This window comes from Phycisphaerales bacterium (assembly GCA_040221175.1).
In the GTDB taxonomy this organism is placed as follows: Bacteria; Planctomycetota; Phycisphaerae; order Phycisphaerales; family UBA1924; genus JAHCJI01.
Window position 1 is genome coordinate 483,820 of sequence record JAVJVK010000019.1, and the last position, 21,750, is coordinate 505,569.

Genomic DNA, 21,750 nt, shown 5'->3' on the forward strand with positions numbered 1-21,750 from the left:
GCAAAAACGCCCTTGCGGCTCGTCAGGGGCGTTGCGATCGAGCGCCGGGCTCAGGTTTCCCGGCGGGCGGCCTGCTCGAGGATGGCGTCGGTGGCGGCCATGGACGCCTCCAGGCCGTCGAACCGACCGGCGATGTCCTTGAGGGCCTGGATCTGGTCGGCCATGGCCTGCGGGTCGGTCAGCAGCGTGCGGGCGGCCATGGCGATGGGCTCGGCTCCACCAAAGTGCGGGACGAGTTCGGGCACAACGTTGGTGCCGGCAATCAGGTTGGGCAGGGTGAAGTACCTCGTCGAGACGATCCAGCGCCCGATCAGGTTGTACAAGAACTCGTTGGACTTGTAGAACACGACCATGGGACGGGCCTGGCGGGCAATCTGGAGCGTCACGGTGCCACTGACCACGAGGGTTAGTTCGCTCCATCGCACCGCCGAGTCGGTATCGCCGGCGATGAAGCCCACGCCCTCGGGCACGCCGCCGTGGCGGTCGGCCAGGTTGCGCAGGCGCTGCTCGACGGCCTCGTTCACCGCGACGATCATGGCGACGGGCGCTCGACCGTCGCGCGTGCATTTCTCGCACGCGGCCAACTCTCGGAAGGCGCCCAGCAGGAGTGGCAGGTTCTTCTCGAGTTCGCTGGGCCTGCTGCCGGGGAACAACCCGATGCGCCATGGCCCCTTCGCTTCGCCTTGACCGAACTCGGGGAGTTCTTTCGCTCGCTCGAGCACGCGATGGGGATCCAATTCGTGGTCGAACAGCGGGTGGCCGATGAACCGCGCCGGCACGCCGCGGGTGGTAAACCAGCCCTCCTCGAAGGGCAGGAGGCAGAGTACCAGGTCGGTCAACCGACGCAGTTTGGCCACGCGCCAAGAACCCCAGGCCCAGACCTGTGGGGCCACCAGGTGTACGACGCCCGTGCCGTTGGCCTTGGCCATGGCGGCGATGGGGAAGTTGGCCGCGGGCGAGTCGACCGGCACGTGCAGCACGGGCTTGTGGCTGGCCATCCACTTGCGGATGCGGGCGTTGATGCGTTTGTGCTCGCGGATCTTGGCCAGCCCGGGCATGCCCATGACGGCGTTCTCGCCGGTGCGTTCGATGACCACCGCCCCGGCGGCCTCCATCTTGGGCCCGCCCCAGGCGTAGACGGGCCGCTCTGGCTGCCGCTCGATGATCTCGGCGATGACCGGGGCGGCATGGTCGTCGCCGCTGGGCTCGAAGGCGGTGAAGAGGATCGGACGCTTGGCCGCGCCGTTTCGAGAGCCGCTCCGAGGGCTCTCGGAATGGCCGCTGGATGTCCGCTCGGGCAGGCTCACGCACCAGTGAAGCGCGGGGAGCCGGGCCGGTCAACCGGTGGGGCCGAGACGGCCCGGAACCCTCTCACGCTGGCGGGAGGTTCGGCTGCGAGCAGTCAGGATGCGGCATCACGACCTGCCCCGCCACTACCATCTCGTGCTCATGTCGCGATGCCCCAAGTGCCAGTACGACGACGCACGCCAAGACACCGGACCTCGCGTGGTGTGCCCCGAGTGCGGATGCGAATATTCGCCCGGCGAAGAGCCAGACCTCGCGGGCCCATCCATCGCGGCGTCGGCCGTCTTCACGATCGCCCTGGCGGCGATGGCGGGGTTGCTCGCCCTCACGTGGCCAATGAGCGACGCCTGGTTCACGCGAGCCAGGATCCCATGGTGGTACGCCGGCGTGGTGGGCAGCATCGTCGCGGTGTATGTGCCGATAGCGCGACTATTCCCGGCCCTGTTTCCCAGGTGGTGGCCCAGGCAGAATCCCGGGTTCGTGGTGTATCTGCTATTTGCCAGCGGCCTGTACGCGGTGATCGCGTTCGGCTTGCTCTGGATGCGCGGGATGTCGGCGTGGGCGTAGCCGCCGCGCGGGCGACGGTCGTCTTCGGCTACCCGGCCCGCGCCACGCCCTCCTCGGGCCTGGGCCTCCGGACCGGACCGGGCTGGCTCGCGACCGTCCCGAAGTACACCACCGGCCCGAAGCCCCACTGGCCCACGCGTCCGTTGCTGCGGATGGCGCGCACGCGATACGAGACCGACGCGAGCCCGCGCGGCACGTCCTCATCGATGAAGCGCTTGGCGCCGATGGTCATCAGCGGCCGCCACGGGCCATCGAGGCCAACGCCGCGGTTGAGCTGCCGCTGCACCTCGTACGTCAGCGCACCGCGGCCGCGGTCGTTGATCTCGAAGGCGACCTCGATCGACCCATCGGTGCGCACGCTGCGGGTGAAGTCGCCGGGCGCGGCGGGCACGGGCCGCGGCCCGCCGTCGCCGGGCGGGTCGATCCGCGCCAGGGCGTACACGTCCGGGCCCTCCAGCCGGGCCGTGGCGTCGATGGTGGTCGCCGCGGCGCCAAAGCGCGTGCGCAGGACCTTGAGCGCCGTCCGCTTCTTGAGGAACGCCGCCCTGGCCAGGTCGGCGGCGCGCCCGGCCTCGCGTTCGGCCTGGATCGCCGCCTGGCAGGCCTGGGTGAAGGCGTCGACCTGGGCCTCGCTCAGGCCGAACCCCGCCGGATCGACCGCCTCCCAGTGCGTGCTCCACTGCTTGCACTGCTCGATGAACTCCGCATCGCTCTTGCTCGCTCGTCGGGCCACAGGGCACCTCCGGTGGGGATTCAAGGACTCAGGATGCACCGCGTACGACGGCCACTCGGCCGCCACGCCCATGCATCGACGCGTTCACCACCGGACTCCAATCGAAATCCGCCCCGCCCGGGCTGGCCCTTGCCGGCCCCTCCCCGGCCCGTGTCAGCGACCACCCGGCCGCCGCGGGGGGCCGATCGGCCCACGCCGGACGCGGCCCGGCTCGTGCCCCGTGGCGTGCGGCACGGGCCCGATGGCAGCTGGCGTGGGGCGGGTCTCGGGCGGCGATGGGCTCGCGCGGCCTTCCGCGCGCCCGGCGGCGCGGGGCGGATCGAGCCGGAGCGCCGCGCGACCTCGTCCGCCCGGCCATCGTCTACGCTCGTCCATGCGCGTGCGTTCGCCCATCACCATCGCCACGGCCAACCCCGGCAAGGTCGCCGAGCTGCGGCCGATCTTCGCCGAGCTTGGCGTCCAGGTCGTGGGCCTGGCCGACCTCGCGACGCCGACGAGCGAGCCCAACGAGACCGGCGACAGCTTCGAGGCCAACGCGACGATCAAGGCCATCGAGTACGCCAGACAGACCGGGACCGCGTGCCTGGCCGACGACTCGGGCCTGGTGGTCGACGCCCTGGGCGGGGCGCCCGGGGTGATTTCGAGCCATTACGCGGCCGACGGCGGGGTCGACCCCCGGCCGCGGCGCGAACGCGATGCGGCCAACAACGCACGGCTGCTTGGCGACCTGAAGGACGTGCCCGACGCGGAGCGCTCGGCGCGATTCGTGTGCGTCATGGTGCTGGCAAGCCCCCGGGGCGAGGTGCTCGCCCGGAGCGAGGGCGCCTTCGAGGGCCGCATCGCCCGCGCACCGCGGGGCGGGCACGGCTTCGGGTACGACCCGCTGTTCCTGGTGGCGCCCGGGTTCGATCGCACCAGCGCGGAGATGTCGCCAGACGAGAAGAATGCCCGGAGCCATCGGGCCCGGGCCGCCCGCCGCATGGCCGCGGCGATCGCCGCCCTAGCCTGACGCCATGGCTCCGACCACCCCCATCATCTCGGGCGTCCATCACGTGACCGCCCTGGCGAAGGACCCGCGCGGCAACCTGGACTTCTACCGCCGCGTGCTCGGGCTGCGCTTCATCAAGCGCACGGTCAACCACGACGACCCGCTGACCTACCACCTCTACTACGCCGACGCGGTGGGCACGCCCGGCAGCGTGATCACGCACTTTCCCCATCCGCACGCGGCACGCGCCCGCCACGGCTCGGGGGAGATCCGGCGGACGGTGCTGGCGGTGCCGGAGGGAACGCTCGGCTTCTGGCGCCATCGGCTGGGGGCGCACGACGTCGACGTGCGGGAGGCCACGCGGTTCGGCGCCGATCGACTGGAGTTCGACGACCCCGACGGCATGGAGCTGGGCCTGGTCGAAGCCGACGTCGAGGAAGTGGGCAGGCCGTGGTCGGAAGACGGCGTCGACGCCGCGCACGCGATCCGGACCGTGGACGGCGTCTCGCTGCGGGTGCGCGATGCGGGCGTCACGGGCGAGTTCCTGCAATCGGCGCTGGGCTTGAGCGCCGGCGAGCGCGAGGGCGATGTCCGGCGATTCACCCTGCCCGGCGGCGGCCCGGGCCGGCGGCTGGATCTCATCGAAGACGCCGGCGACCAGCACCCCATGGGGGCCGGTACCGTGCACCACGTGGCGTGGCGCGTCGCCGATGACGAGGCGCTCACGTCCGTCGCCGATCGGCTGGCCGAGCACAACGTGGCGGCCACGCCCATCATCGATCGCCTGTACTTCCACTCGATCTACTTCCGCGTGCCCGGCCGGGTGATCTTCGAGATCGCCACCGAGGGCCCGGGCTTCGACGTGGACGAGCCGATGCGGGAACTGGGCCGTACGCTGGTGCTGCCACCCCAGCACGAGCCGCGGCGGGCGGAGATCGAGGCCCACCTGCTGCCCCTGGATGGAGACTGAACACGGATGGACGCGACCGTACACGACGCCTTCGACACCTCGCTGGAGACCCCGCCGCACGCCGGCGGCCCCGTGCTGCACGCGGGCGCCCCGCCCGAGGAGGCGAAGATCGCGATGATCCTGCTGCACGGCCGCGGCGCCGGGCCAGAGGACGTGCTCTCGCTGGCCGACGCTTACGCGCTCGAGGGCGTGTGCTACCTCGCGCCCGCCGCGGGCGATCTCCAGATCGAGAAGCGTTCCTGGTATCCACACCCCTTCACGATGGACTTCGACAAGAACGAGCCGTTCATCGAGAGCGCGTTCTCGGTCATCGAGTCGCTGCTGAGCCACCTGGCCAAGCGGGGCCTGCCCCCCGAGCGCTGCGTGCTGGGCGGCTTCTCGCAGGGCGCGTGCCTGGCGACGCACTTTGCCTACCGCTACCCGCGCCGCTACGGCATGATCGTGGGCTACAGCGGCGGGCTCATCGGCAACCACAAGCAGGTCTTCCAGCCCCACGGCGACCTGGAGGGCACGCCGGTCGAACTCTCCGGCGGCGAGAAGGACGTCCGCGTGCCATGGGCCCGGGTGGAGCAGACCGCGCGCGTCCTGCGCGCCATGCACGCCCAGGTCGAGATCGAGAGCTATCCGGATCTGCCGCACACGATCTGCCGCGAGCAGGTGCAGAAGACGCGCGAGCGGTTGCAGGCGTTGCTGGCGGGCCTCAGGAAATAGCGTCGCCGCTGGGCAGCGTTTGCGTGGCCTCGAAGTAGCCCTCCCACGGATCGCCCTTGAGTCGCGACAGCCGCCGCGGCAGCGTGGTGATGGTGTACGCATTGGCGGCATCGATGCGCGACAGGTCTTCCCATCGCACGGGCACGGCCACCGGGGCCCCGGGCCTGGCACGGGCGGAGTAGGGCGCAATCGACGTGGCGCCCTGTGAATTGCGCAGGTAGTCGACGAAGATCCTGCCGCCGCGGCCGGCCTTGCTGGCGGTGCTGGTGTATTGCGTGGGGTACGCGCCCGCGAGCGTTTCGGCGACGGCGCGACAGAAAGCTTTCGCCTGGTCCCAGTCGGCCTTGGGCTTGAGCGGCGCGACGACGTGCAGCCCCTTGCCGCCGGTGATCTTCAGGTAGCTGGTGAGCCCCACGCCATCGAGCATGTCGCGCACGCGGCGGGCGGCGGTCTTGAGCTCTTCCCACGAGACGCCGCCGCCGGGGTCGAGATCGATGGTGATCTGGTCGGGCTTGTCCAGCGTTCCCTTCTTTGACCCCCACGGGTGGACCTCGATCACGCCGTACTGCGCGAGCGCGACCAGGCCGGCGACCGAGTCGACCGCCAGGTAGTCGGCCTTGCCGTCCTTCTCGTTCACGCGGATCGAGCGCACCGGATCGGCGAAGGTATCGGTGTGATGCTTCTGGTAGAAGCACTTCTTCTGGCGACCCTGCGGGCAGCGGACGGTGCTCAGCGGGCGATCCTTGACGAACGGCAGCATCCGCTCGCCCACGGCCGCGTAGTACTCGGCCAGCTCGAGCTTGGTGATGCCGGCGTCGGGGAAGACCACGCGGTCGGGGCTGCTGATGCGCACGCCCTCGACCGTCGGCTCGTTGGAGGTTCTCGTGCTCACGGCGTTCACCCTCTCCGGCTCATCGATGTGCACCCCGCTGGCGGGCTTGTCTTCCCGCAATCCTTGGAACGAGGGGTGCCGAAGGCGGCCGTCGTCGGTCCACTGCGTGAAGGCGACCTCGGCGACGAGTTGCGGAGTCACCCAGTTGGCGCCCTTGGCCTCGGCCCCCTTCGGCGGCTGGTCGGCCGGGCACGTCTTTCGGGCCAGGGCGTCCAGTCGCTTCTTGATATCCTCGAGCGAACGCGCATTGAAGCCCGTCCCGACTCGGCCGGTGTAGATCAGCCTGTCGTCGCCGTCGCGCGCGGCCAGCAGGAGCGAGCCGAAGTGCGTGCGCGAACCGCCGGGCGGCGTCCAGCCGATGACGACGAACTCCTGTCGCCGTGAGCACTTGACCTTCAGCCAGGTTCGCGATCGGCCCGACGTGTAGGGGGCGTCCGCCTTCTTGCTGATCAGGCCCTCGAGCGCGAGTTCGCAGGCATTGGTGAACATCGCCTCGCCCTGGCCGACCACGTGGTCGCTCAGGCGGATCACGCCGTCCTCGGGCAGATCGGCGAGGAGCGAGGCAAGCTCGGCCTTTCGCTCGACCAATGGGCGCTTCCGCAGGTCGTGGCCATCCAGGTGCAGGAGGTCGAAGGCGAAGAACACCAGGCGATCGAACCTCCTGGCCTTGATGGCGTTTTGCAGATCCTGGAACGACGTGTGGCCATGGGCGTCGAGCAGGCATGCCTCGCCGTCGAGGATCACCGCGTCCGCCGGCAGCCCCGAAACGGCGGCGGCGATCGGCTTGAACCGATCGGACCAGTCGTTCTCCTGGCGCGTCAGGAGGCGCACGCGGTCGCCGCCGCGAAGGGCGACGAGGCGGTAGCCGTCGAACTTGATCTCGTGCAGCCAGTCGTCACCATCCGGCGCCTTGTCGGTAAGCGTGCAGAGTTGCGGCGGCACGAATACGGGGAGCCTCGACGATTCCTTGCGGCCCGTCGATGACCTTGGCTTGGGCTTTGACTTGGACCTGGGCTTCCTTGTGCTGGACGCACCCTGTGCGGCGATCTCCTTCAAGCTGCGCCCCGTCTTGATGCTCGTGGGCTGGTCGGCCAGGACGTCTCGCTCGGGGTCGGCGTGCTCGTCGTCGTGCTTGATGAGCAGCCAATTGTCGCCGTCGTCCTTCGTGCTGCGCATCTTGGTGAGCGTGAAGCCACCCTTGAGCTTCTCGCCGTGCAGCGTGACCGAAAGCTTGCCCTTCTTCACGCCCCTGGCCGCATCGCCCTCGGCCTCGAACGTGCCGCGGTCCCACAGCATGACCGTGCCCGCGCCGTAGCCCCTTGGGATCACGCCCTCGAAGTCGCCGTATTCCAACGGGTGGTCCTCGACGTGCACGGCCAGCCGCTTGTCCTTGGGATCAAGCGAGGGCCCCTTCGGTACGGCCCACGACGCGAGGGCACCGCTTATCTCGAGGCGGAAGTCGTAGTGCAGCCGGCTGGCGTCGTGCTTCTGAACGACGAAGACGGGCCTGGCGGACTTGGTAGGCTTGCCGTCGCCGCGCGGCTCGGGCGTGCTCGAGAAGTCGCGCTTGCGTTGGTACGCCTTGAGTCCCATGACGCAGGATCAGCCGGCCTTCTTCGAGGACTTCTTCTTCGACTTCTTTTTAGCCTTCTTCTCGTCGGAGCCGCCCAGGCTCTTCTTCAGGGCATCCATCAGGTTGATGGGCGGCGGGGCCTCGCCCTCGTCCGGCTCGTGCACGTCGGGCGCACGCTCGAGTTCGCCCGACTCGATGCGTTCCTCGATGTACGCCATCAACCGTTCGCGGTACTCGTCGTGGTATTCGGTTGGGTCCCAGTCGCTCTCCATCGAAGCGATCAGGTCGCGGGCCATCTTGAGTTCCTTGGCCTTCACGCCCACGTCGTCGGCCGAGCCGGGCAGGTCGAGGTCGTCGAAGCTTCGCAATTCCTGGTGGTACCGCATGAGGTTGAGCACCAGCCCGTCGCCGCGCGGGGCCAGCGCGGCCAGGTACTGCCGCGTGCGGATGACGACGGTGGCGATGCCCGCCTTGCCGGACTCGCGCAGGGCGTCTCGCAGCAGGACGTAGCCCTTGCGCCCCTGCTTGGTGGGCTCAAGGAAGTAGGGCTTGTCGAAGTACAGCGGATCGATGTCGTCCAGTTCCACGAACGCCTCGATCTCGACCGTCCTGGTTGCCTCCGGCGCTGCGGCTTGCAGTTCGTCCTTGCCGATGACGACGTACTGCCCCTTCTCGTACTCGTATCCCTTGACGGTCGCATCCCAGGGCACTTCCTCGCCCGTCTCGGCATTCACGCGTTCATAGCGGATGCGCGAGAAGTTCCGCGAGTCGAGCATGTGCAACTGCAGGTCGGCCCGCTGCTCTGCGGGATACAGAGAGACCGGGATGTTCACCAGCCCGAATGAGATGTGGCCCTTCCAGATGGCTCGCATGGTGCACCTCGCCTGTTCGACCGGGATTCACGCGGCCAGCGTCCGAGTCCGACCGGCGACTCACGTCAAGGTAGACCCCTCGTCGTCCTGGGTTCGATGCCACGCCCGATACGGTGTAGCGACCTCGAACAACCCCAGTGGAGTGTCGCGACTAACGCTGAACCACTGGTGAACCGGGACTGAATCATCTTTCAGCCGCACCCGATGTCTGATGGGGGCTGCGTTTGTCGATAAATCGGTTTCAATTGTCAATTCGTTGCCGCTCTTCTGCCGCAAGCCGGTGCATAAGACGCTTCCGCAGTTGCAGGCGTCGCCAGCGGACATCATGAACTGGTGGTGTCGCTGAGGAGCGTCTGGCTGCATATCACGGCGCGGTCCAGCCCGCCAGCCATTGCAACGCGAATGCCGCAATCGCCAGATCGTCCATCGCCCGGCCACGAGCCTCCGCCTGCGCCCACGCTTTACGGGCGTCGCCATCGAGTACGCCTGGCGCCTCATTCAGGCGTTCGGTCACCTCCCGCTGGCCGGCATCTCGCGGGAGCCCCCAGTCCTCCCGTAGCACCCGGGTCGCACCCACCAAGTGGGCTGCAGCGTCGTAGACGCGCACCGACAAGGCCAGATCGGCGACGGCCTCGATGGCGTTTATAAACCCGCCACGATCGCCCAGTTCCTGGAAGATCGTGATCGCCTCGGCGAGGAGCGGCGCCGCTTCAGTCGGACGGCCCTCGGCGCCGAGCACCGCGCCAAGGTTGGCACTCGCGATGGCGGTGCCCTGGCGGTCGCCCGTCTCTACGAAACTCGAGCGCGCCTGCTCGAAGCCCCGATGAGCCTCTGACAAATCGCCCGTGCGTTGAGCCAGTTCGGCCACGTTCATGAGTGAGCGCGCCATGGCCCTGTGATCGCCCAACTCCCGAAGGATCTCAGCCGAACGTGCGTAATTGGTCTTTGCTTCCACCAGGCGATTGGCCAAGCGGGCCACAATGCCAAGATTGTTCAGTGACATCGCTTCACCGCGTCGATCGCCGCGTTTGCGCTTCATTGCGAGCGAGGCGCCGAACAGCCGTTCGGCCTCTGCCAGATCGCCACGATCCATGGCGATCAGGCCCAAGCTATTGAGCGATGCGGCCTTGCCTCGCGCATCGCCTAACTGCTCGTAGATCGCCAGGGCCTCGCTCTGCTGGGCCCACGCCGATTCGTGCTCGCCGATGGTCCAGGCCATGGCGCCGGCCGCGTAGCGCGCGTCCGCCCGTGCCGTGGTCGGCTCGAGCGATGCCCGGCATGCGCGGTCGCAAGCCATCAAGCCAACGCGGATGCGCCCGCGGACCCACCAATACCGCCAGACGCCAGCGCACACGCGTTGCGCAAGCTCTGCGGCGCTATCGGCCGCGGTATCGATTGCATCGAGCAGATCCTCCGCGCACACGTCCAGGCGTTCGAGCCATGCCCCCTGGTCAGTACCCGTCAGGCCGTCACGCGCGCCCAAGGCCAGCTCATCGTAGAATCGCAGTCGTCGGGACTGCACTTCGTCAAGCTCGCCTTCCGCTTCAAGGCGCTCGAGGGCGTACTCGCGGACCGATTCCATGAGCCGATATCGCGCCGACGCCCCGATGTGCTCGCTTACAAGCAGCGACTTGTCCGAGAGCACCGTGAGCATGTCCAGTGTTTCGAACAGGTCCGCATCCGGACCAAGGACCCAGCAGGCGCCCTCGAGCGAGCAACCTTCGGTGAACACCGCGAGCCGCTGGAGGACGCGCCTCGAAAGGTCATCAAGCAAGTGGAACGACCAATCGATCGCGGCGCGCAGCGTTTGATGCCGGGCTTTGCGAACATCTGACGAACGCAAGAGCCGGAATCGATCATCCAGGTGCCGCTCGATCTGCTCTGCCGAGAGCATGCCTATACGCGCGGCGGCTAGCTCGATTGCCAGGGGGATGCCGTCCAGACGGCGACAGATACTCGCGACCGCCGGAGCGTTGGATCCGTTCAAGGCAAAACCGGCCCGGACTTCGCGGGCACGCTCAATGAACAGCGCGACGGATTCGCAAGCCAGTAGATCATCGACCGCCCAGCCATCTGCGGGCGTGGCCGCGGGAGGCGTCGTGGCTGGCGTTGCAGGCGTGTGGACCGAATCGACCTCCATCCGCCCGCGGCGGGTGGCCCTGCCCGGCACACCCAGGCTGGGTACGCGCCAGGCCAGTTCTCCTGGTGCTGCAAGTGGCTCCCGACCGGTGGCGAGGATACGAAGCTCACTGCATCGATCGACGAGTGCCATCGCCACGTCACGTGCTCCCTCGCGCACGTGCTCGCAGTTGTCCAGCACCAGCAGAACTGGATTCGTCGAGATGTGATCGGCAACGGCGTCGAGTTGCGATCGTCCGGGCTCATCAGACAAGCCCATGGCAGCGGCGATGGCGTCCACGACGCGCTCCGCGTCGCGTGCCGACAGGTCAACGAGCCAGACGCCGCCCTCGAAGCGATGCTGAACCCTGCGAGCCACTTCGATCGCCAGCCGCGTCTTGCCGCAGCCTCCTGCGCCAACCAGCGTGGTGAGCACACGATCGTGCAGCGCTTGGGTGATCTGGACAACCTCTGCAGCGCGACCGATGAACCGATCAAAGCTACGCGGCAGATTGGTGCGCCTGGTTGGCTCCTTCGCGGCGACATCTTCCTGATCCGTTGATGTCTTCAATGATCTTGGAGGAGCGACCGCGCCTTGCAGCACCACCCGCGCATCGTGGATCGACTCGAGGCGGTCGTCCGCCCTCCGTGCGAGGCAGGACCGCACGAGCGCAGCGACGCCATCGGGAAGTTCAGCGGGCAGGTGCGAGTAGTCGGGCTGGCCCACCAGCGTTGCAGCGATGCGATCGGCGTTCGTATGACCGTCGATTGCTCTTCGCCCGGTGAGGCATTCATAGAGCACGCATCCAAAGCTGAAGATGTCCGCTCGTGCGTCGACGGCCTCGGCGCGACACTGTTCAGGACTCATATAGCCGGGCGTGCCGGTCATCGCCGCCTCGACGGGGGCGTCCGCGCCCACGCCTCCAACGAGCGTGGGCGTACTCGCATCGGTGGCCTTCGGCGCCGTGCAGGCGATCCCGAAGTCGAGCACCTTCGCATCGCCGCTCTCAGTCACGAGAATGTTGTCGGGCTTGAGATCTCGATGAATGATGCCGTGCGCGTGCGCCGAATCCAAAGCGTCGGCGATCTGGAGCACAAGCGGAAGGATCCGGTCGAGACGACCAGCGAGTTGTGCAGCGACGTGGTGCAGTGCTTGCCCACGGACGTACTCGAGCACCAGGTAGGTCTTGCCATCCTCTTCCAGGAGTTGGTGGATCTGTGCGATGTGCGGATGGTTGAGTTGTGCAATGATCCGTGCTTCATCGCGAAATCGAGTCATCCTCGAAGGGTCCGAGGAAACGTTGTCTGGGATCGCCTTGATGGCCACGAGCCGATCGAGCCGCTGATCACGAGCACGATACACCACCCCGTGGCCACCACGGCCGATTTCGGCTTCGATCTGGAACGACCCGATCCGATCAGGCGTGCTCATCCAGATCCACTGTATGCGACCGGCGATCGCTCGCCCGAAGATGTCGATTGCTGATTGTCGGTGGTCACCAGGCTTGTTCGGCACCCCGGGCCAGAAAAAGTCAAGGAGCGCCAAGAGATCGAGGGTTGTCAGCGAGCCATCACCGCCGAGGTCCGCCGCGGCGTCGACGTCAAGACCGCAACGACGGTGCAGCGGAGGCCCGAGGTCGCCCCCGGGCGCTGCGCATGATCGGTACCCGGGGCCGGGCCGACAGGATCGCGGCGCTGCAGGAGGCCCGGCGGCAGTCACGCAATCGGGTGCATCAGGCTGCGCTACCGTACCGTCTCAACGGGGCTCACGGCCCCGTAGACCTTACGGGCCCGTGGCGAAATCGGCAGACGCGGCGGACTTAAAATCCGCTTGGAGGAAACTCCAGTGTGGGTTCGAGTCCCACCGGGCCCATCTCCTTGACAAACGACAGTCGCCCCGATCGATGGGGGAAGCCTCCGGCGGGCCGTCCTATCGTGGTGCGTCAACCTCACGAGGCCGCCATCGCGGCCGCTGTCCGCAGGGGGCTCGCTCCATGAACAATCTCAAGGGCCATCTCGTGCTCATCGGCGTGGCGATCGTCGGCGTCGCGCTCATCCTGGTCGCCATCCTCCTGCCGCCCAGCGAGGTCCCGCTGCCGCCCGACGACGAGCAGGCCTCGGCCCAGACCTCCGAAGGCCAGGACCCTACCAGTGAGCGCACGCCCCCGGCCGAGCCCAGGGCCGAAGCGATCGACGAGCCCGCACACGTCCGGCTTCTTCGGGCCGCCTCGGCGGGCGACACAGGGACCATCGACGGCCTGCTGGCCATGGGCGTGGATGTGGACAGCCGCGCAAGCCAGGCCGACGTGGACGCCGTCGCATCGCCCCAACTTGAAGTGGACGCCACGGCCCTCATGCTGGCCGCCCGCGACGGCAATGAACCCACCGTGCGGACGCTGCTCGAGGCCGGGGCCGACCCCAACGCCCGATCGGCGTCGGGCATGACCGCCCTGATGCATGCAGCCCAACAGGGCCAGACCGACGTGGTCGTTTCGTTGCTGGGCGCGGGGGCCGATCCGGCCATGCAGACCCAGGAGGGCCGCACGGCCCTGATGCTCGCCGCCCGCAGCGGGGCCCACCAGCCCGCCAGCCTGCTGCTGGAGGCCGGGGCCGACCCCGATCAGACCGACGCCGACGGCGCCACGGCCCTCATGCACGCGGCCGGGGCCCAGCAGTTGGAAGCCATCCTGGTGCTGCTGGGCGGCGGGGCCGACGTGCAGGCCGTGGACGATCGCGGCCGCGGGGCGATCGACCGGGCGGGCGAGAGCGGCCCGGTGGCCGACATGCTGCGTGAGGCCGCCGGCGGCTGAACCACGGCCTGACGATGGCCCGGTGGACGCCGAAATCGGGCTGACAAGCCGCCTTCCGCTGGAGCCCGCGCGGCCGGGCGGTCGATATGGGGCCACCGATGACCGACGTATCCGGCGTGCAGAACCCGAACCCGCTGGCCGCCCTCCAGGGGGCCTCCCACGCTGTCTCCCAAGGCGCTGGGCGGACGCTCCGCGTCACGCCGGCCGCCCCGAGCACCGTCCGCGCGACCCAGCGGACCGACGTCATCAGCTTCACCAAGGCCGCCCAGCAGATCAGCGCGTCCCGAGCGACCCAGGCCGCGCCGGCGACCTACGGCCTCTCGGGCCTCCAGGCGACCACGCCCACCGCCGCCCAACGCGAGATGGGCAAGCTCGTGGCCGCCCGCGTCGACGCCCCGATGGACTACGTCTCGGGCCAGCTCACCGGCCGCAACGGGTCGCTGCCCTTCTACACCAACCCCGCGCTGGCCAACAGCGCCGCCACCAGCACCAACGCCGCGCGCCTGGGCACCTCGATCGACACGACCGGCTGAGACGGCCAGCTAAGACGGCCGGCTGAGCATCTGGGCGAGCAAGCTCAGCCCCGCAGCCGGATCCACGCCCCCATCGCCGCCGCCCCCACCAGGTTGCTTACCAGGTCCCACCCGGTGTTTGTGTAGCCGCCCACGTTCGTCTCGGGCATCGTCAACACGGCCACGAACTCGACGACCTCGTTGAGCGCGCCCAGGCCGATGCCCATGAGCACGCAGGCGATGGCCAGGCCCCAGCTCGCCCGCGGTGGCGCCCCATCATCGCGCACGAGCGCCCGGCGCAGGCACTCCCAGCACACGAGCGTCGCGATGGCAAAGCCCACCGCGTGCAACGCCTGGTCGTACTTGGGCAGCCAGGGCGCCGGGCGGAAGTTGTAGAGCACCCCCGCCTCGCCCGCGGGCACGTTGCCGCCGGTCAGGTGCAGCACGGCCCAGGCCAGCAGCCCCCAGATGGCCGCGTGCGAGAGTTCCACGCGCCGATCGAGCACGAAGACGGCGATGGCCAGGATCACCAGCACCACGCCGTAGAAGATGAACTCGGCGTTGCCATTGGCGATGGCGTAGATCGAGAAGCCCGCCAGGGCCAGCACGAACACGATCATCGCGGCAAGGCGGCTGGGGTCGGTCCAGAACGCGGGTCGGTGCGGTGCCATGCCCCAGTATCGGCGCGCCGGCGGCCCGGCGTCCGCCGCGGGCCCTCCATATCCTGCCGCGATGCTCGCGCTCTTGCTCTGGACGCTCCTGGCCGGCGCTGCCATCCCCGCCGGGGCCCTGCTGGCCTCGGCCGAGCGCTTCCGCCCTCGGTGGCTGGAGAACGAGCTGCGCCGCACGATCATCGCCCTGGGCGGCGGGGCGCTGCTCAGCGCGGTTGCGCTCGTGCTCGTGCCCGATGGAGCCGACGCGGTCGCCGCGTGGTGGGCCCCGATGGCGCTCGTGGCCGGGGGGCTGGCGTTCATGGGACTGGACATCGTGCTGGCCCGCCGCTCGGGTGCCGGCTCGCAGGTGGCGGCGATGCTGGCCGATTTCGTGCCCGAGGCCATCGCCATGGGGGCGACCTTCGTCGCCGATCGGCGGACGGGCGTCTTCCTGGCGGTGCTCATCGCGTTGCAGAACCTGCCCGAGGGCTTCAACGCCTACCGCGAGCTCCGCTCGGCCGATGCGCGCTCGCCCGCGGCCCATCGCACGCCGCGCGCGCTGCTGGCCATGTTCGCCCTGACCGCGCTGCTGGGCCCGGCGTGCGGCCTGCTGGGCTTCTGGCTGCTCGAGCCGGGCGGGGCGGTGCTGGGCACCATGATGCTCTTCGCCGCCGGCGGCATCCTCTACCTGACCTTCGAGGACATCGCCCCCCAAGCGCGCCTGGACCGCGCCTTCGCCCCGCCCATGGGCGCGGTGATCGGCTTTGCGCTGGGGCTCATCGGCCACGTGCTGATCGCGTGAGGCTCGGGCACGCCTCGATCGTCACCATGAGCCGCCACCACCAGGCGCTACGACCGGCTTGGACACGGGCGGAGGATTCGCCGACGCCGGAGGTGAGCGATCGCGCGACCGTTCCGTCTGATCACCGCCACCTCGCCGGCGAGCGCCACGGCGAAGCTGTTCGCCACCAGAAACCGCGTGCGATCCGAGACCGGGAGCCGTCCGTCGTGCACCCAACCCCGTTATCGGCTGGAGGTGTCCACCGAGCCCGACCGCCGCGATGCGGACCACGACCAATGACCACGTTGCCATCCACGCTCTGCGCCGTCGAGGCGGGTAACGGCACCGGGCCGCCGCGGCATACGCCTTCAAGCACCGGAGGATGACCCATGGCGACGCCGTTCGGAAACGTGGCTCGATGTGCAGCATTGGCCTCGCACGTCCTGGTGTGCTGCGGTGCGCAGGGCCAGGACGTCATCGAATGGGCGCTGCCGGTCGATGGAGCATTCGAAGAATCCGCGAACTGGTCACCCGCCCGCGTGCCCGGCGTGCTCGATTCGGTTGTCCTGGGATTCACAACGCCGTATGCCGTCACGCTGCTGGGTCCTGCCGGCGTCTCTCGGATCGACCTCACCAATCCGGCGGCCACGCTGCGGCTCGTCGATGCGGCCGAACTCTCGCTCGACGAACTGGCGGGCCCCGGCGTCGTGCAAATGGAGAGCCCGGGCGTGTCGCTCAGGACGCGCCTGATCGTCGCGGGCGATGGGCTGCTCGACACGCGCGTCGAGTTGCTGGTGGCGCCCGACGAGCAATCGGGCTGCACGCTCACCCACGGCGGTGGCGCGCCCGCTCGGATCGGCCCACGGGGCGTCGTGTCGGGCGCCGGCCTCCTCCAGGGCAACTGGCACAACGCCGGCCGCATCGACGTGTCCGGCGACCTGCTCGACCTTCGCGTGGGCGAGATCACGCAGGCGCCGTCCGGCCGCATCGTGGTCCGCAACGGCTCGACGTTCCGGATCGACGACAATGCCGTGCGCGGCGGCGTGATCCAGCTCGAGCCCGGAAGCGAGCTTGATTCGATCCGCGGCGTGATCGATGGGGTGACGATCGAGGGCCAACTCCAGCTCCGCAACGGCCAGTCGGTCGACGTCCAGAACGATGTGACGTTCGACGACATCGTGGTCCACGGCACGCCGTTCCCGGGCGTCGCCCTGCTCTTCTACGACGACGGCGCCGTGCTCCGCGGGCGGCTCGAACTCGCCGGGCGGCCAGGGTCGCCCGGCACGGCGGTGCTGCGGCCGAAGGAGCGGGACGGCGTGGGCCGGTTCGCCCAGGGCAGCGTGGTCGACGTCACCTGGGGGGAGATCGAGGGTCGCTGGGAGAATGATGGCCTCATCGAGGTGCGCGGCGCCGGCAGCACGCTCGACATGAATGCGGCGATCGTGCAATCGTCCACCGGCGTCTTTCGCGTTGGCGAGGGCAGCTTCGTCGACTCGCCGGCGATCATCGGGGGCCTGGTCGAACTCGGGGCCGGCAGCCGCTTGCTGAACGGCGCCTTCTTCGAGGGCGCACGAGTCGTCGGCGGCTTCGGCGTACCCAGCGGCGAGACCGTGCGGGCCTCGGCCCAGGCCGTCATCGAGGGGCCCGTCGTGGTCAACACGCTCGGGCTGGCCCTGGATACGCGATTCTCGCTGCGATCGGCCTCGCGCCTCCGAGGCGACGTGGCCCTGAACGGCCAAGCCGGCTCCGGCTTGTCGGCCGTGTTCGAGGGTGACGGGCCCGACAGCGATCGGCCGATCATCGAGGCCGGCGTCACGGTGCATGGCTCCGGCCAGGTACTCGACTGGCTGATCAACGAGAGCGCCATCACCGCCGATGGTCCGGACCAGTCCATCACGTTCCTCAAGGGCGGCATCCGCCAGCAGCGCGATGGCATCCTGATCGCACGCAATGGCGGCACGTTTATATTCGAGGGCATGGAGGTCGAGGGAGAGATCATCGACGTCCGGGGCGGTTCGTGCATCATGCGGCGGGGGGCGTTCGCGGACACCGCGTTCATTGGGGCGTCGGTGCACGGATCGCTGGACTTCGAGCCGGACGCCACGCTGCGCATCGGCGACGGCACACGCTTCGATGAACCACTTGCGCTCCCCGGCGGGGTCGACGAACCGACCGTCGTGACGCTGCTGCGCGACGCGACGTTCCACGACGTGCTCCGCATGGACGCACCGTCAGCGGACCTGGAGGCGGCGCGCTTCGAGGCCGAGCGGGGCCGGCTCGCGACGATCGGGCCCGATGGCCTCGTCGAGGGCCAGGGCGAGATCAACGGCCCCTTCTCAGACATGCTCATCCAGGGCACGCTCGCTCCCGGCCCGGCAACGGGCTCGGGCGAAGCCGTCGGGACGATGCTGCATCGCGGCGAGCTGTTCATCTCGCCGCTCGCGCGGCTCGTCATCGACGTCGCCGGCCCCGGCGCGCACGATCAGATCGTTGGCGACGGCCAGATCACGCTCGGCGGCACGCTCCGGGTGCGCCTGGCCGACGGCTACGAGCCCGCGGGCGATGCGTCGTTCACCGTCCTCACGCAGGCATTCCTCGGTGGCCGGGTCGATCGCGTCGAGGTGCACCCGCCCACCGGCCTGGGCCCGGCCCACGCCATCCAGACCGACCAGACGCTGACGGTCGTGCTGTGCGCCGCCGACCGCGATGGCGATGGCGCGCTGACGATCTTCGACTTCCTCGAGTACCAGACGCAGTTCGATTCGGGCCGTCCCAGCGCCGACCTGGACGGCGACGGGGTGCTGACCATCTTCGACTTCCTGGCCTTCCAGACCGCCTTCGACGCCGGCTGCGGCTGAGAGACGGAATCCATCCTCCCAAGCGCCCTTGGAGGGCAGCCGCCCGCGAGCCCGCCCGGAGTGCGCCCTCAGTGCAGCACGCCGGACCGCACGTACATGGCCGCGAGCGCCACCGCCGAGAGCAGGCACGCCCCGATCACCACCGCCTGCGCGTCGATCACGCTGCGTCGTCGCGCTTCCATGATCGCCCCGGCCAGCAATCCCAGCCCGGCCAGCAGCACGACGGCGGCGACGACGGGCAGCGCCACACGCGCCCAGCCGGCATCCGTGTCGTGCAGCACCACCAGCACGGGGGGCACGAACATATGAACGGCCACGGCCTGACCCGCGAGCACGACGACGCTGCACGCGATGCGGCGGACCGGCGTGCGGTTGAATGCCCTGGCCGCGACGCCATCGCGCTCGGGGCTTGGGATCGGCAGGCGAACACGGGGCATTGGCAGCATTCTCCTTCGCAATCAAGGCATCCCTGCGGACAGACCATGATGCCGGGCCACCGCCGCCACCAACGCCCTTGAGCACCAGGCCGACATCGCCTACGTCCAGATGTGGCTCGGGCATGCCTCGATCGCCACGACCAAGTTGTATGACCAGAGGCGGTCGGGCGACAGGACTCGCCGACGCATGAGGTCGGGGCGACGGACCGCATTCCAAGCGGTTCAGGCCTATTCCTCCATCGATACATGAATCTCGAAGATCTCCGGACCCCACGCTAACCAGACCATCTCGATACCGTCACGTGTCCCCATGCTGACAACCTGTGGAAGCGCATCGACGAACGCGCTCGACCGAAGGTCAATGCTTCCTACATCCCTTTCACTCGTAGCGAGGATCACGCTTGCAATCGTGGAGGGATGGTTCGCATCGGGAGTCTCGGCTCGAAGGCTGTATTCTCGGCCCCCAAGAACAAGCGGCGCTCCCTCGCGGTACCGAGCCTCTTGCCCGTGGATTTGCTTCGCACCAACAATCGCGGCATCGTCGTCAAGACTGATCTGCCAATAGGTGCTCATACTGTCAATTACCACGTTGGCCACGATCGCTCGCTCGCGCGCGTCCGTCGCTCTCGAACTCCATATTGACAGAACGCGTGGAGCTTTGGCGGTCTCGGGCAGTTCTAGCAGTTCAGAAAACTTCCACTTCTGGATAGGGACACCTTTTGCGGTCATTCGAACGATTTCATCTCCGGCCGCCACGATGGCGACCGTCCCGGCGGCGCCTCCGCTCAAACACGTCGCCCTGCTTGAACTGAGCAACGGTCCGGGAACTTGCTGGCGACCCACGATCTCGGCCCTGGCATCCAGGATGATTGCTTCGTGGGTCGGAAAGCCGCTGGCCACGATGATCCCGAGGTCTTCATGCATATTCGCCGTGGTCAGCAACATCATATCGAAGAACTCGGACTCTTCTTCGAGTGGTTCGCGACTCCGATATAAAGACCAGAGGTATGAGCCGTCGTGATCCACTGCATCAATACTCGTTGTGAACTGATAACTGTCCCATCGCACAAACTCCAGAAACTCGTCGTCATCGAGCTGAGTCGGCTTGACCTTTCGAAACGGGCTCGGCCGAAGACTCTGTCGATCCACTTCGGCCGGCCACCAATCGAAATCGACGGAGCGGAGCACGCGCTTCTGCCCGTCGATCTCAACGGCGCCAAGGGGTCCCACAACGAGAACAGAGCCGCGGTCCGTTCGATGCATGTGACTGACCATGGTGATGTTCTGGAATGGCCCCGCCGTTGCAACATGGCGCACGACGGGCTGCGGGCTCTCCTCACCCGGTGAAATGAGTCTGGATTGCGACCGACGATCCGTGGGCACAGTTGCGTCCTGGTTGCACGGTCGATGTGCCATCCCGTGGCATGCGAACCAGCCACTGAAGAGAGCAGCGAAGCACGTCGATCTGGTCATTCGCCGAAACTGATGTGGTGACATGGACTTGATCTCACGCGATTCCCCGGCAGCGGCAATGCGGCCGGCGCTGGCAACTGGATCGTCCCCAGGCCTCGGGGGGCCGCGGCTTCTGGTCGAGCACGAACAACTGCCAACACATTGCGGCTACGTACGTCATAGGCGATGTTGGCGTCGGTCGTCACACCGCCGTCAGCCGAGTCCGCGGCCGCGCATGACCACCGACTCTACGCCGCTGGCCCAGCCGGGGTTTCCCGAAGCAACCGCGCCCCCGTGACGCGGCCCGTGGCCACTCGGCCGCCCAACAAGGGGCCCCGACGGCCCCACGAGCCCGGTCGAGCCCGCGACGGCGGCCGTGGCGGATCCTTCGACGGCGTCGGTTCCAGGGACCGGGCCCGGGCCCGCCCGCCCGCAATGCAGCGCATCGTGCCCACGCTCCTGGGGCACGATGCGATGGCGTCGGGGCGGGCGGTGGCGACTGGTGGCACCGGTATGCCCCCACGCGGCACGGATCCGCTGGAGCGGGGCCCCGGGAACGCCGATGCCCGTTCGAGCACCGGCGGCGGCGTGGCCCGCGGCCCCGGCACGGGAGGAATCGCGCCATGGCCCGTCGGGCGAGCAAGCGGCAGGAGACGTTCATCCAGGACATCGCGACCATGCTCGCCCACTGGCAGGCGGTCGACCCGATGAGCTTCGGCCTGGACGAGGCCCGCGTGCAGGCCCTGGTGGAACGCTACGAGGCCGCCCGCGACGCGCTGCGCAAGGCCCAAAAGGCCCGCGACGTCGCCAAAGCGCGCACGCTCACCAAGCGCCAGCGCATTGCCGAGCTGCGCCGCGAGTTCGCCGGGCTCAGCGAGATCATCGACGGCGTGGCCAAGACCACGGGCGACAAGGGCGTCTACGCGCGGGCCCGCATGGCGCCGCCCGGGACGCGCACGCCCCTGCCGGCGCCGCCCCCGCCGCGCGCATTCGAGCACGCGCTGCGCAACGACGGGTCGATCGAGGTCCGGTTCGAGATCGACGACGAGGGCCGCGGCTCGCTGGTGTACGAGGTGGAGCGCCAGCTCGTGCCCATCGACCGGCCGGACGATCACGATCCACCCTTCGAGCCTCCCTACCAACCCCTGATGGTGGTGTCGGCCAGGCGCTTCATCGACGACGAGGTCCCCGAGGGCCTGCGGCTGGTACGCTACCGCGTGCGCGCCCTGCGCAGCAACGGCGGCCGCAGCGACTGGGCCCAGGGGAGCGCCGTGTTCTTCGGCACGCAGAAGCGCTCGGGCGGGCGGGCGGCGCAGGACGTGCAGGCCAAGCCGCAGCCAACGGCCCCCACGCCCGCCACCCCCACTTGCGCCACCGCCGCCACCCCAGCCGCCGCGGCGACGCCCTAGCGCCCCACCGCGCCTTATGGCCGCGTTCATGGCGGCGCGTCCGGCGGGCCGACACAAGGGTGCCATTCCCCCCACCCCCCCGCACCGCACACAACCAGGAGCGCCCGCC

The 21,750-nt window shown here is 68.8% G+C and carries 17 protein-coding genes, 1 tRNA gene and 1 pseudogene; 11 read left to right on the forward strand and 8 right to left on the reverse strand.

The window, feature by feature from the left end:
• Positions 1–50: 50 nt before the first annotated feature.
• Positions 51–1,307 carry a hypothetical protein gene (locus tag RIE32_14305; protein ID MEQ9097425.1) on the reverse strand — a complete coding sequence of 419 codons (1,257 nt, stop codon included), beginning with the start codon at positions 1,305–1,307 and terminating at the stop codon, positions 51–53.
• Between the two features lie 142 nt (positions 1,308–1,449).
• Between RIE32_14305 and RIE32_14310 the strand changes: the two genes are divergently transcribed.
• The gene (locus RIE32_14310) at positions 1,450–1,872 is read left to right on the forward strand and encodes a hypothetical protein (GenBank protein ID MEQ9097426.1); all 423 of its coding nucleotides are present in this window, start codon (positions 1,450–1,452) and stop codon (positions 1,870–1,872) included.
• Between the two features lie 28 nt (positions 1,873–1,900).
• Here RIE32_14310 and RIE32_14315 read toward each other — a convergent pair whose 3' ends face one another.
• Positions 1,901–2,605 (reverse strand): hypothetical protein, encoded by a 705-nt coding sequence (locus tag RIE32_14315; GenBank protein ID MEQ9097427.1) that lies wholly within the window; start codon positions 2,603–2,605, stop codon positions 1,901–1,903.
• A 373-nt stretch (positions 2,606–2,978) separates the two neighbouring features.
• Between RIE32_14315 and rdgB the strand changes: the two genes are divergently transcribed.
• The 3 genes from rdgB to RIE32_14330 are packed head-to-tail and all read left to right on the forward strand — an operon-like array spanning position 2,979 to position 5,274.
• Positions 2,979–3,614 carry an RdgB/HAM1 family non-canonical purine NTP pyrophosphatase gene (gene rdgB / locus RIE32_14320; GenBank protein MEQ9097428.1) on the forward strand — a complete coding sequence of 212 codons (636 nt, stop codon included), beginning with the start codon at positions 2,979–2,981 and terminating at the stop codon, positions 3,612–3,614.
• 4 nt (positions 3,615–3,618) lie between these two features.
• Positions 3,619–4,563, forward strand: a complete 945-nt coding sequence (locus RIE32_14325) for a VOC family protein (GenBank protein MEQ9097429.1) — start codon at positions 3,619–3,621, stop codon at positions 4,561–4,563.
• Between the two features lie 6 nt (positions 4,564–4,569).
• Positions 4,570–5,274, forward strand: a complete 705-nt coding sequence (locus RIE32_14330) for a dienelactone hydrolase family protein (protein MEQ9097430.1) — start codon at positions 4,570–4,572, stop codon at positions 5,272–5,274.
• Here the strand turns inward: RIE32_14330 and ligD are convergent.
• From ligD to RIE32_14345, 3 genes are all read right to left on the reverse strand, one after another.
• A complete protein-coding gene (ligD, locus tag RIE32_14335; GenBank protein ID MEQ9097431.1) occupies positions 5,264–7,759 on the reverse strand; it encodes a DNA ligase D in 2,496 nt (831 codons plus the stop codon). The two genes, RIE32_14330 and ligD, sit on opposite strands and share 11 nt — an antisense overlap.
• Positions 7,760–7,768: 9 nt before the next feature.
• Positions 7,769–8,611 (reverse strand): Ku protein, encoded by an 843-nt coding sequence (locus RIE32_14340; GenBank protein ID MEQ9097432.1) that lies wholly within the window; start codon positions 8,609–8,611, stop codon positions 7,769–7,771.
• A gap of 364 nt (positions 8,612–8,975) precedes the next feature.
• Complete coding sequence (locus RIE32_14345) at positions 8,976–12,161, reverse strand: protein kinase (GenBank protein ID MEQ9097433.1); 3,186 nt, start codon at positions 12,159–12,161, stop codon at positions 8,976–8,978.
• Positions 12,162–12,516: 355 nt separating this feature from the next.
• On the opposite strand from RIE32_14345, the gene RIE32_14350 reads away from it, so the two are divergent.
• The 3 genes from RIE32_14350 (at position 12,517) to RIE32_14360 (ending at position 14,072) form a co-directional block, all read left to right on the forward strand.
• Positions 12,517–12,602, forward strand: a tRNA-Leu gene (locus RIE32_14350).
• A 121-nt stretch (positions 12,603–12,723) separates the two neighbouring features.
• A complete protein-coding gene (locus tag RIE32_14355) occupies positions 12,724–13,539 on the forward strand; it encodes an ankyrin repeat domain-containing protein (GenBank protein MEQ9097434.1) in 816 nt (271 codons plus the stop codon).
• Positions 13,540–13,637: 98 nt separating this feature from the next.
• On the forward strand, positions 13,638–14,072 hold the full coding sequence (locus RIE32_14360; GenBank protein MEQ9097435.1) for a hypothetical protein: 435 nt from the start codon (positions 13,638–13,640) through the stop codon (positions 14,070–14,072).
• Between the two features lie 44 nt (positions 14,073–14,116).
• Here RIE32_14360 and RIE32_14365 read toward each other — a convergent pair whose 3' ends face one another.
• The gene (locus RIE32_14365) at positions 14,117–14,722 is read right to left on the reverse strand and encodes a DUF2238 domain-containing protein (protein MEQ9097436.1); all 606 of its coding nucleotides are present in this window, start codon (positions 14,720–14,722) and stop codon (positions 14,117–14,119) included.
• A gap of 61 nt (positions 14,723–14,783) precedes the next feature.
• Between RIE32_14365 and RIE32_14370 the strand changes: the two genes are divergently transcribed.
• Together RIE32_14370 and RIE32_14375 are read left to right on the forward strand one after the other, a co-directional pair.
• Entirely contained in the window at positions 14,784–15,506 is a 723-nt protein-coding gene (locus RIE32_14370) for a hypothetical protein (protein MEQ9097437.1), read from the forward strand.
• Between the two features lie 368 nt (positions 15,507–15,874).
• Positions 15,875–18,343: an EF-hand domain-containing protein gene (locus RIE32_14375; protein ID MEQ9097438.1), complete on the forward strand. Its 2,469-nt coding sequence runs from the start codon at positions 15,875–15,877 to the stop codon at positions 18,341–18,343.
• Between the two features lie 68 nt (positions 18,344–18,411).
• Here RIE32_14375 and RIE32_14380 read toward each other — a convergent pair whose 3' ends face one another.
• Positions 18,412–18,780 carry a hypothetical protein gene (locus tag RIE32_14380; protein ID MEQ9097439.1) on the reverse strand — a complete coding sequence of 123 codons (369 nt, stop codon included), beginning with the start codon at positions 18,778–18,780 and terminating at the stop codon, positions 18,412–18,414.
• 64 nt (positions 18,781–18,844) lie between these two features.
• Here RIE32_14380 and RIE32_14385 point away from each other — a divergent pair.
• Positions 18,845–19,030: pseudogene (locus tag RIE32_14385) on the forward strand (hypothetical protein).
• Here RIE32_14385 and RIE32_14390 read toward each other — a convergent pair.
• On the reverse strand, positions 19,009–20,097 hold the full coding sequence (locus tag RIE32_14390) for a hypothetical protein (GenBank protein ID MEQ9097440.1): 1,089 nt from the start codon (positions 20,095–20,097) through the stop codon (positions 19,009–19,011). The pseudogene RIE32_14385 and the gene RIE32_14390 overlap by 22 nt on opposite strands.
• 758 nt (positions 20,098–20,855) lie before the next feature.
• Between RIE32_14390 and RIE32_14395 the strand changes: the two genes are divergently transcribed.
• On the forward strand, positions 20,856–21,641 hold the full coding sequence (locus RIE32_14395; protein ID MEQ9097441.1) for a hypothetical protein: 786 nt from the start codon (positions 20,856–20,858) through the stop codon (positions 21,639–21,641).
• Positions 21,642–21,750 lie beyond the last annotated feature (109 nt).

Excerpts from the sequence above, each read along its gene's own strand:
- RIE32_14360 (MEQ9097435.1), top strand. The coding sequence starts at position 13,638 with ATGACCGACGTATCCGGCGTGCAGAACCCGAACCCGCTGGCCGCCCTC.
- RIE32_14355 (MEQ9097434.1), top strand. The coding sequence starts at position 12,724 with ATGAACAATCTCAAGGGCCATCTCGTGCTCATCGGCGTGGCGATCGTC.
- RIE32_14330 (MEQ9097430.1), top strand. The coding sequence starts at position 4,570 with ATGGACGCGACCGTACACGACGCCTTCGACACCTCGCTGGAGACCCCG.
- RIE32_14365 (MEQ9097436.1), bottom strand. The coding sequence starts at position 14,722 with ATGGCACCGCACCGACCCGCGTTCTGGACCGACCCCAGCCGCCTTGCC.
- ligD (MEQ9097431.1), bottom strand. The coding sequence starts at position 7,759 with ATGGGACTCAAGGCGTACCAACGCAAGCGCGACTTCTCGAGCACGCCC.
- RIE32_14370 (MEQ9097437.1), top strand. The coding sequence starts at position 14,784 with ATGCTCGCGCTCTTGCTCTGGACGCTCCTGGCCGGCGCTGCCATCCCC.
- rdgB (MEQ9097428.1), top strand. The coding sequence starts at position 2,979 with ATGCGCGTGCGTTCGCCCATCACCATCGCCACGGCCAACCCCGGCAAG.
- RIE32_14375 (MEQ9097438.1), top strand. The coding sequence starts at position 15,875 with ATGGCGACGCCGTTCGGAAACGTGGCTCGATGTGCAGCATTGGCCTCG.
- RIE32_14380 (MEQ9097439.1), bottom strand. The coding sequence starts at position 18,780 with ATGCCCCGTGTTCGCCTGCCGATCCCAAGCCCCGAGCGCGATGGCGTC.
- RIE32_14310 (MEQ9097426.1), top strand. The coding sequence starts at position 1,450 with ATGTCGCGATGCCCCAAGTGCCAGTACGACGACGCACGCCAAGACACC.
- RIE32_14325 (MEQ9097429.1), top strand. The coding sequence starts at position 3,619 with ATGGCTCCGACCACCCCCATCATCTCGGGCGTCCATCACGTGACCGCC.
- RIE32_14395 (MEQ9097441.1), top strand. The coding sequence starts at position 20,856 with ATGGCCCGTCGGGCGAGCAAGCGGCAGGAGACGTTCATCCAGGACATC.
- RIE32_14345 (MEQ9097433.1), bottom strand. The coding sequence starts at position 12,161 with ATGAGCACGCCTGATCGGATCGGGTCGTTCCAGATCGAAGCCGAAATC.
- RIE32_14340 (MEQ9097432.1), bottom strand. The coding sequence starts at position 8,611 with ATGCGAGCCATCTGGAAGGGCCACATCTCATTCGGGCTGGTGAACATC.